9 protein-coding genes and 2 riboswitches are annotated in these 14,950 nt (G+C 61.2%); of the genes, 3 read left to right on the plus strand and 6 right to left on the minus strand.

Annotated features, from left to right (window positions below; all coding sequences use genetic code 11):
- Window positions 1-34: 34 nt before the first annotated feature.
- Window positions 35-469, minus strand: a complete 435-nt coding sequence (locus tag LF63_RS10705) for a VOC family protein (protein ID WP_043101670.1) — start codon at window positions 467-469, stop codon at window positions 35-37.
- Window positions 470-600: 131 nt separating this feature from the next.
- Window positions 601-685, plus strand: a riboswitch (glycine riboswitch).
- Window positions 686-714: 29 nt separating this feature from the next.
- Window positions 715-811: riboswitch (glycine riboswitch) on the plus strand.
- A gap of 131 nt (window positions 812-942) precedes the next feature.
- Between LF63_RS10705 and gcvP the strand changes: the two genes are divergently transcribed.
- The 3 genes from gcvP (at window position 943) to LF63_RS10720 (ending at window position 4,856) form a co-directional block, all read left to right on the plus strand.
- Window positions 943-3,816, plus strand: coding sequence for an aminomethyl-transferring glycine dehydrogenase (gene gcvP / locus LF63_RS10710; protein ID WP_043103701.1), 2,874 nt, complete (start codon window positions 943-945; stop codon window positions 3,814-3,816).
- 380 nt (window positions 3,817-4,196) lie between these two features.
- Window positions 4,197-4,418, plus strand: coding sequence for an AbrB/MazE/SpoVT family DNA-binding domain-containing protein (locus LF63_RS10715; RefSeq protein WP_043101672.1), 222 nt, complete (start codon window positions 4,197-4,199; stop codon window positions 4,416-4,418).
- A gap of 6 nt (window positions 4,419-4,424) precedes the next feature.
- A complete protein-coding gene (locus LF63_RS10720; protein ID WP_043101675.1) occupies window positions 4,425-4,856 on the plus strand; it encodes a type II toxin-antitoxin system death-on-curing family toxin in 432 nt (143 codons plus the stop codon).
- A gap of 352 nt (window positions 4,857-5,208) precedes the next feature.
- Here the strand turns inward: LF63_RS10720 and LF63_RS10725 are convergent, their stop codons facing one another.
- The 5 genes from LF63_RS10725 to LF63_RS10745 form a co-directional block, all read right to left on the minus strand.
- On the minus strand, window positions 5,209-6,489 hold the full coding sequence (locus LF63_RS10725; RefSeq protein WP_052394981.1) for a cation:proton antiporter: 1,281 nt from the start codon (window positions 6,487-6,489) through the stop codon (window positions 5,209-5,211).
- 228 nt (window positions 6,490-6,717) lie between these two features.
- Window positions 6,718-9,801, minus strand: a complete 3,084-nt coding sequence (locus LF63_RS10730) for a type I restriction endonuclease subunit R (protein ID WP_043101676.1) — start codon at window positions 9,799-9,801, stop codon at window positions 6,718-6,720.
- Window positions 9,802-9,811: 10 nt separating this feature from the next.
- Window positions 9,812-11,101, minus strand: coding sequence for a restriction endonuclease subunit S (locus LF63_RS10735; RefSeq protein WP_043101677.1), 1,290 nt, complete (start codon window positions 11,099-11,101; stop codon window positions 9,812-9,814).
- Entirely contained in the window at window positions 11,098-13,491 is a 2,394-nt protein-coding gene (locus tag LF63_RS10740; protein ID WP_043101678.1) for a type I restriction-modification system subunit M, read from the minus strand. Before LF63_RS10740 ends, LF63_RS10735 begins: the two co-directional genes overlap by 4 nt.
- Window positions 13,492-13,599: 108 nt before the next feature.
- A complete protein-coding gene (locus LF63_RS10745; RefSeq protein WP_043101680.1) occupies window positions 13,600-14,949 on the minus strand; it encodes a type II toxin-antitoxin system HipA family toxin in 1,350 nt (449 codons plus the stop codon).
- Window position 14,950 lies beyond the last annotated feature (1 nt).

Raw genomic sequence — 14,950 nt, forward strand, 5'->3', positions numbered from 1 at the left:
CGTGCGGGGTTTTTAGTATCCGCGATTCGGCGCCTCAAGCGTCACGCCCGGAAGCATCCAGCGTCGCCTTCAGCTCGACCATGTTGCCCTCCGGATCGTACAGGTACAGCGACGGTCCGTGGCCCTGCGCACCGTAGCGCTGACCGGACTCGCCGATACGCACGTCATGAGCCTGCAAATGCGCCACGATGGCCGACTCGTGGAACGGGTCCACGCGCAGACACAGGTGATCCATGTTGTGCGCCTCCTTGCCCGGCGCCGCGCCGCCCTGGCGGCCGATCCGGCCATCCACGCTGACCAAGTCAATCAGGCTGCTGCCGGCACGCAGCTGCAGCAGACCGATGTCCTCCTGCCAGCGTTCGGCGACGCAGCCCAGCACCTCGCAGTAGAACCGCCGCATGCGGTCAAGATCGCGCACGCGCAGGACCACGTGGTCGATCTGGGCGAGTACAAACGGCGCATCGGCCATGGGACGTCTCCGGCGGCGCGGTCAGGCGTTCATGATGCGGGGTGGGCGATGAACCTGTCCACACCGGCACGCGCGAAAAGACACCCGCAACCGGCGAAAAATCCGCCGCCGCACGGTATACTCCGCGCTTGTAACACCCGGTGGGAGAAGCGGGGCAACCCGCTGCCGAAGGCGCAACGCCCGTAATCGCTCAGGCTCCCGTACCACCGCCGCGAAACGACGCACCGGAACCTCGGCGCGCACGCCGCGAACACTCTGGAGAGACCGGTTCGATCCGGCGCCGAAGGGGCACGAAGCGCACCGCGCTTTCAAACTCTCAGGCAAAAGGACAGAGGGGCGCGCAACGAAACATCCGCAGGATGCGTTTTGGCGTCACGTCCGCGCAAGCGGGCCGTCCGGCGAGTCGCGCCGGCACGACGACCGGAACGATCCGCGGAGTTTCATCGACCGCCGCCATCTCCGGACCGTTCGCCATGAGCCAGCCCGCCACGCCTTCCCTGCGCGACCTCGAGCAGCACGACGCCTTCGTCGCCCGTCACATCGGCCCCAACGATGCCGAAATCCAGCAGATGCTCGAGGCCATCGGCCACGATTCGCTGGAAGCCATGACCGACGCCATCGTGCCCGGCACCATCAAGTCGTCTGCGCCGCTGAACCTGCCCGGCGCGATCACCGAGGAAGAAGCGCTGGCCCGCATCAAGAGCCTGGCGAAGAAGAACGTCGTCGCGCGCAGCTTCATCGGCCAGGGCTACTACGGCACGCACACGCCGGCCGTCATCGCCCGCAACATCTTCGAGAATCCGGCCTGGTACACCGCCTACACGCCCTACCAGGCGGAAATCTCGCAGGGCCGCATGGAAGCGCTGATCAACTTCCAGACCATGGTCGCCGACCTGACCGGCATGGAAATCGCCAACGCCTCGCTGCTGGACGAGGCCACCGCCGCCGCCGAGGCCATGACCCTGGCGATGCGCAAGTCCAAGGCCAAGTCGAACGCGTTCTACGTCGCCGACGGCGTGCATCCGCAGACGCTGGAAGTACTGAAGACCCGCGCCGAGAGCCTGGAGATCGAGCTGCGCTTCGGTCCGGCTGCCGACGCCGCCGAGGACGACGGTTTCGGCGTGCTGCTGCAGTACCCGGACACCTTCGGCCACATCGCCGATCACGCCGCGCTGACGTCCGCCGTGCACGCGCGCGGCGCGCTGGTAGTGGTCGCCACCGACCTGCTGGCGCTGACCCTAATCGCCTCGCCGGGCAGCTGGGACGCCGACATCGTTATCGGCAACAGCCAGCGCTTCGGCGTGCCGCTGGGCTTCGGCGGCCCGCACGCCGCATGGCTGGCCTGCCGCGACGACTACAAGCGCACCATGCCGGGCCGCCTGATCGGCGTGTCCATCGACGCCGAAGGCAAGAAGGCCTACCGCCTGACCCTGCAGACCCGCGAGCAGCATATCCGCCGCGAGAAGGCGACGTCCAACATCTGCACCGCGCAGGTGCTGCTGGCGGTGATGGCCGGCATGTACGCCGTCTATCACGGACCGGAAGGCCTGCAACGCATCGCCCGCCGCACCCACCGCCTGGCCGCCATTCTGGCCGCCGCGCTGCGCGGAGCCGGTGTCGAGGTCGGCGGCGACTTCTTCGACACGCTGCACGTCACCGGCGTCGATGCCGCAGCCATCCACACCAAGGCCGCCCACGCCGGCATCAACCTGCGCGACATCGACGCCGACAGCATCGGCATCAGCCTGGACGAAACCACCACCCGCGCCGAAGTCATGACCCTGGCCAGCCTGTTCGGCGCCACGATCAGCGACGTCGACGCGCTGGACGCGGCCACCCCGGACGCCCTGCCCGCCGCGCTGCTGCGCCGCAAGCCGTTCCTGACCCATCCGGTGTTCAACACTCACCACAGCGAACACGAGCTGCTGCGCTACCTACGCAGCCTGGCCGACAAGGATCTGGCGCTGGACCGCACCATGATCCCGCTGGGCAGCTGCACCATGAAGCTCAACGCCACCTCGGAGATGATTCCGGTGAGCTGGCCCGAGTTCGCGCACATCCATCCGCTGGCTCCGGCCGCGCAGACCGCCGGCTACACGCAGCTCATCACCGAGCTGGAGCAGATGCTGGCCGAATGCACCGGCTACGACGCCGTCAGCCTGCAACCGAACTCCGGCGCGCAGGGCGAGTACGCCGGCCTGCTGGCGATCCGCGCCTGGCATCGCTCGCGCGGCGAAGGCCATCGCAACGTGTGCCTGATTCCCGAGTCCGCGCACGGCACCAACCCGGCCTCCGCGCAGATGTGCGGCATGAAGGTCGTGGTAACCAAGTGCGACGCCAACGGCAACGTCGACGTCGAGGACATCCGCGCCCAGGCCGAGAAGCACGCCGACGATCTGGCCGCGATCATGCTGACCTACCCGTCCACGCACGGCGTGTTCGAGGAAGACGTGGTCGAAATCTGCGAGATCGTGCATGCGCACGGCGGCCAGGTGTACACCGACGGCGCCAATATGAATGCGCTGGTCGGCCTCGCCAAGCCCGGCAAGTGGGGCTCGGACGTCAGCCACCTCAACCTGCACAAGACCTTCTGCATCCCGCACGGCGGCGGCGGTCCGGGCGTCGGCCCGTGCGCAGTGAAGTCGCACCTGGCTCCGTTCCTGCCGCGCGCGTTCGGTGGCGAGGGCGACGTCGGCATGGTCAGCCAGGCCACCTTCGGCAGCGCTTCGATCCTGCCCATCACCTGGATGTACATCACCATGATGGGCGCCGCCGGCCTGCGCAAGGCTAGCCAGGTCGCGCTGCTGAACGCCAACTATGTGTCCAAGCGCCTCGCGCCGCACTACAAGACGCTCTACACCGGCCGCAAGAAGCTGGTCGCGCACGAGTGCATCCTCGACCTGCGCCCGTTCAAGGACAGCGTCGGCATCGAGGCCGAGGACGTCGCCAAGCGCCTGATCGACTTCGGTTTCCACGCCCCGACGCTGAGCTTCCCGGTCGCCGGCACGCTGATGGTCGAGCCGACCGAGAGCGAGTCGCTGCACGAACTGGACCGCTTCATCGACGCCATGATCCAGATCCGCGACGAAATTCGCGCCATCGAGGACGGCCGCCTCGACCGCGACGACAACCCGCTCAAGAACGCCCCGCACACCGCGACCATGGTCACTGGCAGCGAATGGACCCACGCCTACCCGCGCGAACTGGCCGCCTTCCCGCTGGCCGTGCTCAAGCAGCAGAAATACTGGCCGCCGGTCGCCCGCGTCGACAACGTCTACGGCGACAAGAACGTGTTCTGCGAGTGCATCCCAGTGGACGCCTACAAGGAAGCCGAAACCGAGGCGTGAGTTTTTTACACTTCGGAGTCTTTCCGACAGCGCGGGCCTTCGGGCCCGCGTTTTTTGTGCCGCTCACTCGTACCACTTCCCACCCACCGTCATCCCGGCGAACGCCGGACAAGCGCGTAGCGCGCAGAACGTCCGAAGGACGGCCCCGGAGGGGCGAGCGAAGCGAGTAACCCAGCGCCTTTCTGCCCTTCAACTTTCATCGCGCAACTGAAGTCACTGGATTCCTGCCTCCGCAGGAATGACGAACGATGCGTCGTGCTTGCAGTGCGACGACGATGCCCCTGATGTGCGTGGGAAGAATCCCAGGCCGTGCCTATCAAACTTTACCCTTAGCACCTTGAGGTATAACATCCGTTATAACTCTCACGAGCGGCATCGCCATGAAACTCAAGATCACCAGCATCGGCAACTCCTCCGGCGTGATCCTGCCCAAGGACCTGCTGGCCCGGCTGCGCCTGCAAAAAGGCGACGAACTCTACGCCGTGGAGACACCTGACGGCATCAAGCTGACTGCGTACGACCCGGAGCTGGCGGCGCAGATGGACGTGGCCGAGGAAGTCATGCGCAAGCGGCGTACCTTGCTGCACAAACTGGCCCAGTGATCCGCCATGATCATCTGGATCAAGAAACCGTTCGCCCTGTTGATTCACGAACGCCAACTCGCTGAGCACGGCGGCAATCCGGGCGTGCGCGACGCGAGCCTTCTGGACTCGGCGCTGGCGCGTCCCCAGCAGTTGCACTCCTACGGCGATCCGCCGCCCGATCTGGCCGATCTTGCGGCGAGTCTAGCCTTCGGGTTGTCGCGCAACCACCCTTTCATCGACGGCAACAAGCGCACTGCCGCCGTCGCATGCGAAACCTTCATCATGCTCAATGGGGCAAGGTTGGAGGCGGACGATCTCGAGCTGTATCCGCAATACATCGGCCTGGCCGAAGGCAGCCTCAGCGAAGCGGACTTCGCCGCATGGCTGCGCGATCACCTGAAACTGGAAACCGACGACAGCGTGCACGAATCCCCTGCCCGCTACCGCGCGGGCTGATCTCGGGGACAGGGCACGCCCCTCCATCACTCTCGGTCAGTTCGAGCGACGGAACAGCGTGAGGTCAAACACGGCTCATTTCCCGACGACATGGCATAGCGCTAGTCGTACAGACCCATGTGCGGATAGACAACCTCACGTCCAAACGCCATCCGCACATGGACACGAGAGCATCTCGAAACCCCGTACCACAAGCACTCCCACGGTCGCCCCCACGGCCGTCATTCCTGCGAAAGCAGGAACCCAGTGACTTTCGAGCCACGGACAGCAAAAACACGGAATCCGACTTCCACCATGATGACGCGCCGAGGAATTTCCCCTGGTTTCCGAAAGCGACGCACCGCGCATCAGCTCAGGAAGAACCCGTCTCTCGCACCGACTCACCCTCGCCCGCTTCCGCCCCCTTGCGCGTCGCCCAACGCACCACCTTGCCGATGCTCAGCCCCTGCACCAGGATCGAGAACACCACGATGTAATACGTCATGCCCAGGATAAGGTCGCGCGACGGGCCGACCGGCAGCGACAACGCCAGCGCGATCGAGATCGCGCCGCGCAGCCCGCCCCAGGTCAGCACCTGCCACGCACCGCGCGGCATGTTGAAGTAGCGTGACAACACCGCCATCGGCGCACCCGCGCACAGCAGTCGCGCCAGCAGCGCCACCACGATCATGCCGGCCGACACCAGCAACACCTGCAGCGAGAACGTCACCGCCGCGAACTCCAACCCGATCAGCACGAACAGCACCGAGTTGAGCATCCAGTCCAGCAGCTCCCAGAACTCGTCGTGATGCTTGCGCGTCAGTTCGGACATGCCGAACTCGCGACCGTGCTCGCCGACCACCAGACCGGCCACCACCATCGCTAGCGGCCCGGACACCTCCAGCTCGCGCGCCAGCGCATAGCCGCCCAGCACCGCGGCCAGCGTGATCAGAATCTCCACCTGGTAGTTGTCGATGGTGCGCAGCAGACGATAGATGATGTAGCCCAGCACGAGTCCGTAGACGAGACCGCCGCCCGCCTCGCGCGCCAGCAGCACAGCGCCGTGACCCCAGTCCGGCGCACCGCCGTCGGCGATCATGCCCAGCAGCATGGTGAACAGCACCACGCCGATGCCGTCGTTGAACAGCGACTCGCCGCTGATGATCACGTCCAGACTGCGCGGCGCACCGGCCGTACGGATGATGCCCGCCACCGCGACCGGATCGGTCGGCGAAATCAGCGCCCCGAAAATCAGGCAATACGGCAGCGACAGCGAAAGCCCCGCCCACCCCAACGCCAGCCACACCGCCCCGCCAATCAGCAGCGTCGAAGCCATCGTGCCCAGCACCGCCAAGGCCGTCACATGCCAGCGGTATGCATGCAGATCGCTGAAATCCACCCCCAGCGCCGCCGCGAACAACAGCACCGACAGCATCCCCTTCAGCACCACCTCGGGAAAATCGATGGCATGGAGCAACGACGTCTCATACGCATGCAGCCCGCCGAACCCGAGCCCGCTGAGCAGCGCCAGCACCAGCGACCCGACCAGCGCGATCACCATCACCCCGATCGCCGTCGGCAACCGCACGAAGCGATGGTTGATGTAGGCCACGCCCGCGGTGATCACCAGCAGGACGACAGCGATGTTGAACATGTATGTGCTCCGGATTCGGCTTAGTTCGGTGAATGCTGCCAACCGAACTGTCGGGAAAATTTGTCACTGACACCACTCTTTCGATCAATGTCCATTGGCCTGGCAGCTCTTTCGCAACGTTAGAACCAAATCCCAAAGTTGGATATCGCTCGCCTTCCCGTCTCCGAAAAAAGCTTCTGACATGGCTTAGAACGCTGATGTGAAAGCCTCTATGTCGATGCTTTCACGTCAGTCAGAACCAGAAGCATGACCATGCGCTCCTCTTGTTAGCGCCTCTTGCACGCTGTGATACAACGCCAGCCTGAAAGCTTCGTCATGAGCATGGAGCTTATAAAGCTCAAGCTCCTCTTTCCTTCGATGAAGCATCACATCCCTCATGATTTTGTCGAATGCAAGTTTCCGGGAATACGGATCCATGTTCTGGCTGAACTTCTTCTCGAAATCCGGATGTGTCCGGACGCTTTCTACAATGCTGAAGAACTTCACTCGCTGTTCTTCTGGCGTCGCATTCCAGCCCTGGAACCAGCGCTCATTGAAGCTTCGCACAATGTCATCCAGCGGATCTTCGTGAACTTCGTCACCGCGGTAACCCCTGGGGTTGGGGTTTTGCGGGTCGAGTTCGGACTCTGAATCATCCAACCCGATGGCTTGATTCAACTTTGTCCGCTGCAGACCATACGAGGACAAGTCAACGGACTCCAGGAGTTCATCCAGCGCATCCTGGTTGGGATCCTTGATCTTCAATTTCGGCACAAGGAACTTCAGGAACCAGAACAGCTGCTCCCAGGCAAGTACCTCAAATGGCATGATCGACGCCATCTGACCGTAGATCTTCAAGAACTGCTTGGCCTTGATCTTGTAGTCGACCTTTTCCTTGTCCTCGAACTCCAGCTCCTCGTTGAAACGTGCAGCTGCGGTGTCGATCAGTGGACTTAGCTTCTGCGCATCTTCGTTGCCGAAGAATCGAGTGCAAAAGTCCTCCACTTCGGTCCATTCGTAGACACCTGTCTCGTCAAGCGTCGCCTTCAGATCGTGCAAGACATTCACATCGGTCGCTTCGGACAGCCTCGTCACGGTAAAGAACGGATCGAAGGCTTTCTTGATGTCCTCGGTCGAATTGAAGAAATCGAGCACGAAGAGGTCTTCCGTGCGTTTACCCAACTTCGGCGCGGAACGATTCAGACGCGACAGTGCTTGCACAGCCAGGACGTACTGCAACTTCTTGTCGACATACATGACGCAGAGCTTGGGCTGATCGAACCCCGTCAGATACTTGTTCGCCACGACCAGGAGCCGGAACATGTTTTCGACGTTCTGGCCATTCAATTTCATCGGCCTGCCCTGTTCGTCATAGCCGTCGAAATAGAACCGCGTCTTGTCTTCGGGGAAGCCATTCATCTCGGCCTCGGTGTACTTGATGCCGTCGACTTCCTTCTCTCCGGAGAACGCGATCAGCGCCTGGGTCGGGTTCCCGCGGCGCGCGAGTTCGGCCTGGACGGCTTTGTAGTAGCGGATCGCCGTCTCGATGTTCTGCGTGACAATCATGCCCCTGGCCTTGCCACGTAGCTTCTTGATGTTCACTACGTTGCCGACGAAGTGCTCCACCATGACTTCGGCCTTGGTGTTGATTGTCTGCTGGCTGCGTTCAACATAGGCACGCAGTTTTTTCTGTGCCTTGACCGTATCGAAGCGCGGATTGTCCTCGATGGACTTCTGGATCTCGTAGTAGCTTTTGTAGGTCGTGTAGTTGGTCAGCACGTCGAGGATGAAGCCTTCCTCGATCGCCTGCTTCATGCTGTACAGGTGAAAAGGTTTGAAGCTACCGTCGGGCTGCTTTGTGCAGAACTTTTCCAGCGTGGTGTTTTTCGGTGTGGCGGTGAAGGCAAAGTAGGACGCGTTGCCGCGCATCTTGCGCGCCTGCATGGCGGCAAGAATCTTGTCCTGCGGATCGACCGCATCCGGATCTTCGCCGCCGCCCATGGCCTGATTCATCTTGTCGTGAGTCAGGCCACTCTGGCCACTGTGCGCCTCGTCGATTATCACAGCAAAGCGCCTATCGCTTAGATCGGCGATGCCGTCGATGATGAAGGGGAACTTCTGGATTGTGGTGATGATGATCTTCTTGCCGTTCTCCAGCGCGGCTTTCAGATCGGCCGAGCGCATCGCCGGGGCGACGATGTTCTTCACCTCGGAGAAATCCTTGATGTTGTCGCGCAGCTGCTTGTCCAGCAGGCGGCGGTCGGTCACCACGATCACGCTGTCGAACAGCGGTGCATCCAGCGCTCGCGCACCGGGCAATCCCAGGCGCTGCGGATAGGTCTCGATCAGCTGATAGGCCGTCCAGGTGATGCTGTTGGACTTGCCAGAGCCGGCCGAGTGCTGAATCAGGTAGCTTTGACCCACCCCATGGTCAGCAGCGTGGCCCAACAACTGCCGCACCACGTCGAGCTGGTGGTAGCGCGGGAAGATCAGAGCCTTCTTGGCCAGCGGGGTAGTCTTGTCGCCATCCAACAGCACGAAGTGCTGGATGATCCCGGCGAGGCTTCCGGGCTGGAAGACCTCTTCCCACAGATACGCGGTCTTGTGGCCATTGGGGTTGGGCGGATTGCCCGCGCCCTCGTTGTGGCCCTTGTTGAACGGCAGGAACCAGGTGGCGCCGCCCGCCAGCTTGGTGGTCATCCAGACCTCGTCCGTATCGGCGGTCATGTGGACCAGCGTGCGGCCGAAATGCAACAGCGTCTGCGACGCATCGCGTTCGCGGTACTGCTTTTGCCCGTGGTAACGGGCGGTCTGATGGGTCCAGGCGTTCTTCAGTTCCAGCGTGACAATGGGCAAGCCGTTCAGGAACAGCACCATATCCACCGATTCATTCGGGTTCGCCAAACTGTGATGCACCTGCCGGGTCACGCTCCAAATATTGGAAGCGAAGTTGTCGTGAACCCTTTGCGCAGAACTGGCCAGAGGCGCCGGATACATCAAAGTGAAGTGCGCGTCGTCAACGGGTAAGCCCTTTTTCAGTACGTGCAGCACGCCGTTACGCTTCACCAGTTTGTCGAACTGACCAAGGATCTTGGCCTGCCAGTCGGCGGGGTGGCGGTCCTTGAGCTTGTCCAGCGCCTTGCCTTGGGTCGCTTCCAGGAATTTCCAGAATAGGCGCGTGTCGAGCGCGAGAGCGGCGTCGAAGTCAGCGAGCCGGCCAATGCGGTAGGGGCCGGTCTCGGTGCCGCCTGTGGCCAGCTCCTCCGTGGTGGTGCCGGTCAGGTGCCGTTCGATGGCCTGTTCCAGCGCGATTTCCTTGGTGTTGCTGACCATGCCCTTCCCCTTAAATGACCTTGATCTTGCCCGTGACCGCCGCGTTGATCAGGGTTGTCTTATATTCCTTGAGCGTGGTGATCTGGCTTTCCTTGATTGAGATAGCCTGCTCGATTTTCCCGGCTTTCTCTTCTACGTGCATGACAATTTCATCCTGTTCGCCCCGGATCGGGAACGCCATAGGCAGCCTCAAAAACATGTGGGGATAGAGCCTAAGGCGCGACGAATGCAGGCCTGTTGAAATCTTGTTGTATTGCTCGATGAAAGGCGTTGTACGCATCAGCCACTCCAGAAAACGCCGATTGAAAGCGTCTTTTCGCAACGGACGATAAACGCCATATGACGGACTGACGATCCCTGTGAAATCGGACACGCCCAAGGCACCCATCCACGCCCACATCGTGTTAATGACGATATCTCCGGGCCGGCAGAGTTTTGATCCCGTGTAATCCTCTGCCATAAACATGTAGACGTTCTTATCAGAGCGAGCCGTCACGCCAGTTGTATGCGAGACGGATAGGAGCTCTTCGGTGCCTTCCTCGGACCGCTCATTCACTTCCCGGAAGAGATACTTGCAGCGCCTCACTTCCCAATGCGCGGGAATCTGGTCAATCCAGTCGATGCCACTGTCCTTCATGGGGGCGTCGGGGTTCAGGCCGCGGGTGACGGCCTGCTGGATCAGGATCTGCCTGCGCTCGCGCAAGAGCTTGATCTGCTCCTCCTTGATCCGCACGGCCTCATCGATCTTCGCGCACTTGTCATCCAGAAACGACGCGATGGCGCGTTGCTCGGGGAGCTGGGGTAGCAGTATCGGGATTTGCCGCATGCGCGCTGGATTTAGATCCCATTGCCCAACGCGAACCCCATCAGATGCCGAGCCAAAATATGAAACGTAAAGCTTGCTGCGGATCGCAATGTTGAAGAAGTGCGGATCAACCTCACGTACAAAGTCGAAAATGAAATAGGCGGGACTAACGATGCCGGTATGCGCAGAGACACCATATGACCCCTGCCACGCCTTCATCTTGTTCATTCCGAACTGACCTTTGCGAAGCAGTTTATAGCCGCTTAGATCATCGGGAATGAAGTTGTGGTTGCTCTCCTGATCGTCGACGTCACGTTCGATCACACCCTGCTCGCGGGTAATCGACAACAGCGGCAAGTCAGGATGATTCTTCTCGGAAACCGCCGTCAACATGGAGCCGATCTTCTCGACGTCCCAATGGACTGGGACATCTCCAATCCAGTCGAAGCCCGATGGTTTGAAGCTATTGTGTTTCGGATAAACCGCAAGGTTCATTCCGCTGACTCCAGCTCCGATTCCACTTCGACACCCAGGATATCCGCGATCAGCCCGTCCGCCTTTTTCTCCAGTGCCAGAATATCTCGCGTCACCTCGTCCAGGCTGCGTAGTGGTTTGTGTCGGTAGAAGTACTTGTTAAAGCTGATCTCGTAGCCGATCTTCACGCTATCAAGGTTGACCCAGGCTTCCTCTACATGCGGCTTCACCTCCGCCAGGAAGTAGCGGTGGATGCTGTCCTTCAGCGGCACGCTTTCCGCATCGCGCAGGTCGGTGGCGGTTTCGTAAGTCATGTAGCTGCCATCCTTCTGGCGGTACCAGCCGAAATCGGCCAGATCGCCGATGGCGCAGCCCAGATGAGTGGTCAGTTCGTCCAGATCGGCGCCTGAGAGCTTGTGCCGCTTGGCGATGACCTTTTCGGCAGCCTCGTCGTACCAGCTGACGGCGTTGAGAATCGCGTTCTTCTCAGGCGCAGAGAGCTTGAGCTTGCGGGCCTTGATCGCCTTGGTCACGCGGGTACGGAAGGCGTTGAAGTCGGCGGTTTCCTCGGTGCCGATGTCGCCCATCAGCACAGTGGCGGTTTCCAGCAGGTCGCGCAGGTTCGTCCAGCGCTTGGTGTCGGTCAGCTTGCCGCGCTGCTTGGCGTTGAGGGTGATGCCCTGCTCCTCGCACCACTGGGTGATGCCCTTGACCTGCCCCTTGAGAAAACCGGACTCGTAGACCTTTTCGCCATGCTCGGCCCAGAGCCATGCCATCGGCTCGCGCAGGGACTTGTCGAAGCGCAGGGGCGCGATGCGCTCGGCGCTGAAGGCGGCGCGGCGCCGGTCAGGACGTTCGATGGTGACTTTGTAGTAGCCGAAGTCCTCGTTGTCGAACACCTTTACGGCGATACCGACGGGGTCGTTGTTGGCATCGATTTCGCGCTCGATGGGCGCGAAGGCCAGGTAGGCGTCGGTGATTTCCTTGATATGCTCGGGCGCGAATTCGCAGTTCTTGTCGCCCAGGTTCTTGCGCAGCTTGCGGTACAACAGGTTGGCGTCGATCAGCTGGACCTTGCCCTTGCGCGCATCTGGCTTCGCGTTGGTCAGCAGCCAGATGTAGGTGGTGATGCCGGTGTTGTAGAACAGGTTGTTGGGCAGCTGGATGATGGTGTCCAGCATGTCGTTCTCGATGATGTGACGGCGAATGTTGGATTCACCGCCGCCCGCGTCGCCGGTGAACAGGCTGGAGCCGTTGTGGACCGAGGCGATACGCGAGCCGATCGGGCTGGTGCCCACCGGTTTCATTTTGTTGACCATCTCCATCAGGAACAGGAGCTGGCCGTCCGAGGTGCGCGGTGTCGCGTCGGCGGTTTCCTTGGTGCCCCAGTAGTCGGCCAGCTCGACCAGGAATCGCGGATCGATGACGTCCTTGCCGTCCTTGATGTATTTGACCTCGCTGCTCCAGCTCTTGCCGTAGGGCGGATTGGACAGCATGAAGTCGAAGCGGTTGGCCGAGAATTCATCGGTGGAAAGCGTGGAGCCGACACGGATGTTCTCGGGATTGTTGCCCTTGATCATCATGTCCGACTTGCAGATGGCGTAGGTCTCGTCGTTGATTTCCTTGCCGTAGAGATAGACGTCGCCCTGCGCCTGAATCGGGCCGTCCGCGTTCTTGATGTAGTTCTGTGACTCGGTGAGCATGCCGCCGCTGCCGCAGGCGGGGTCGTAGATGGTCATGACCGGCGGCAGCTGATCCTTGATCGGGTCGAAGACGAGGTGGGTCATGAGGTGGATCACCTCGCGCGGCGTGAAGTGCTCGCCGGCCTCCTCGTTGTTCTCTTCGTTGAACTTTCGGATCAGCTCCTCGAAGACATAGCCCATGCCCAGGTTGGACAGGGCCGGCAGTGTGTTGCCCTCCGGGTCTTCGACCTCATGCGGCGTGAGGTTGATGTAGGGCGAGACGAATTTCTCGATGACATCGAGCAGCACCTGCTTGTCCGCCATGTGACGCATCTGATCGAGCAGCTTGAAGCGGGTGATGATCTCCTTGACGTTGCTGCTGAAGCCATCAAGGTAGTCCTCGATGTTGGCCAGCAAGATCTGCTGGTTGTTGGTGGCGGTGCTGTGCAGCTTCTTCAACGTCCACGGACTGGTGTTGTAAAACACGTAGCCCGAGGCTTCGCGCAACGGCGCATCATCCAGCTCCAGCGCCTGCATCTCCTCCTTCTGGTAGCGCACTTCTTCCAGGACAGCGTCCTTGGTCGGTTCCAGGAGCGTGTCCAGACGCCGCAGCACGACCATCGGCAGGATCACGTCGCGGTACTTGCCGCGCACGTAGACATCGCGCAGGCAATCGTCGGCGATGCGCCAGATGAAGGAAACGAGTTGGTTGTGGGACTGCTGATTCATGGCGTTCCGGTATTCCTATGATTCTTTACTGCACCACCGTGGCATCAAGTAATCACTCAAGGACACAGTCGCAAAAATCTGAGCCATGTTCCCATGGCCAAGGTTTCATCAACACCGCCTGTCCGGTTCATTCGCCATACGCTTGGCAGCTACGGACATGCCTTCGCTAATCACGCCGAGCACGCTTGAGGGGAACCCCGTAGGCAACCGACTTGCGACGCTTTGGATCGCCTTGGGAACCTGATCGATCAGCTCATCGATCATGCCTTCTGCGCCCTGCAAACCCAATCTTTCCGCCATGGACACCCAGTGCCAGCGGTGGATGTCGTGCAGCAAGTAGTGAGCATTTTTTCCTCGAACTGCCATGGCCAAGCGAGCTCTTCGTGGATCGAGGTGCTTCGGCCCATGCCCCTGGATCGGGTAAGTGGAAATGATGTCGTAGAGCGGCGCCAGTTGGTAATCCCCTCCCGGTAGATGCTGGATGCTGAAGTTCTTGGCGTGACCATCAGTTGCCGCCATCAGCCAGAAAACCAGTTGCGCGCGGAAGAAGGTCGCGCGGTCCTGTGCGGTCTGTTCGGAACCCTGCAACGTATCCATGATGCGTTGCATGCCAGGGCCGCCGTCTGCCTCGTACTTGCGTGTTGGCGGCAAGCCGAAGACCTGGCAGAAGTCTTCCTGAGGAATCCGCTGCCACCATGTGCCGTCACTGGACAGCTTGCGGTCGAAGCGCTCAACGATCAGCACATTCTGATCCTCGAAGCAGCCGATTTCTGTCCTGGCAACAGGCAATCCCAGTTCTTCGGCCAACTGCATGCACAGCCACTCGTTCTCCACCGAGTCCTTCATGTCGGCTTGCATGTTGCCGACGATGCCCAGGGGCAGCTTGAAGATATGCGTGCTGGGCGTCGCGCCGTGCGGGATGCACCAACGCCCCTTGTGGCGAAGCAAGGCGGTCTTTTCCTGTGCCCCGGCAATCGACAGTCGGAACGCTTCGGTTTCTTCTCGTGTCCACCGGCTTGTTGCGGGCACATCGCGCAGCAGTTTCGCGACGTCGGCGTCGTTCAGGGTTTGCCCATCGATGTGCTTCACACCGTCCGGTTCCTCATCGGCCGGCACCAGTTGCACTGCGCCGGCACAGTCGCGCCCCACGGCGCTTAGCAGATCAAACGCGGTGGTCGAGCGCGTGCCGTAGCGTTCGCGCATCCGCTGCAGAATGCGCTCGCTGTCCGGGATGAGGTTGTCGAAATACGCGGCGACCCTCTCGCCCCGGATGGGCACGGGTTCGCCGGAGTCGTGACCGAACGCAAACGGCAGGGACAATGACAGAGGCCGACCATGTGCCGACGCCATCCAGGTTGCCGCATAGGTCAGACGATCCGTTCCTGCACGACCTCGATCCCAACGCCCGACGCGATGACCATTCATCCATATATCGAGGGCTTTGACCCGGGAAGCCATG

Source organism: Oleiagrimonas soli (assembly GCF_000761445.1).
Classification (GTDB): Bacteria; Pseudomonadota; Gammaproteobacteria; order Xanthomonadales; family Rhodanobacteraceae; genus Oleiagrimonas; species Oleiagrimonas soli.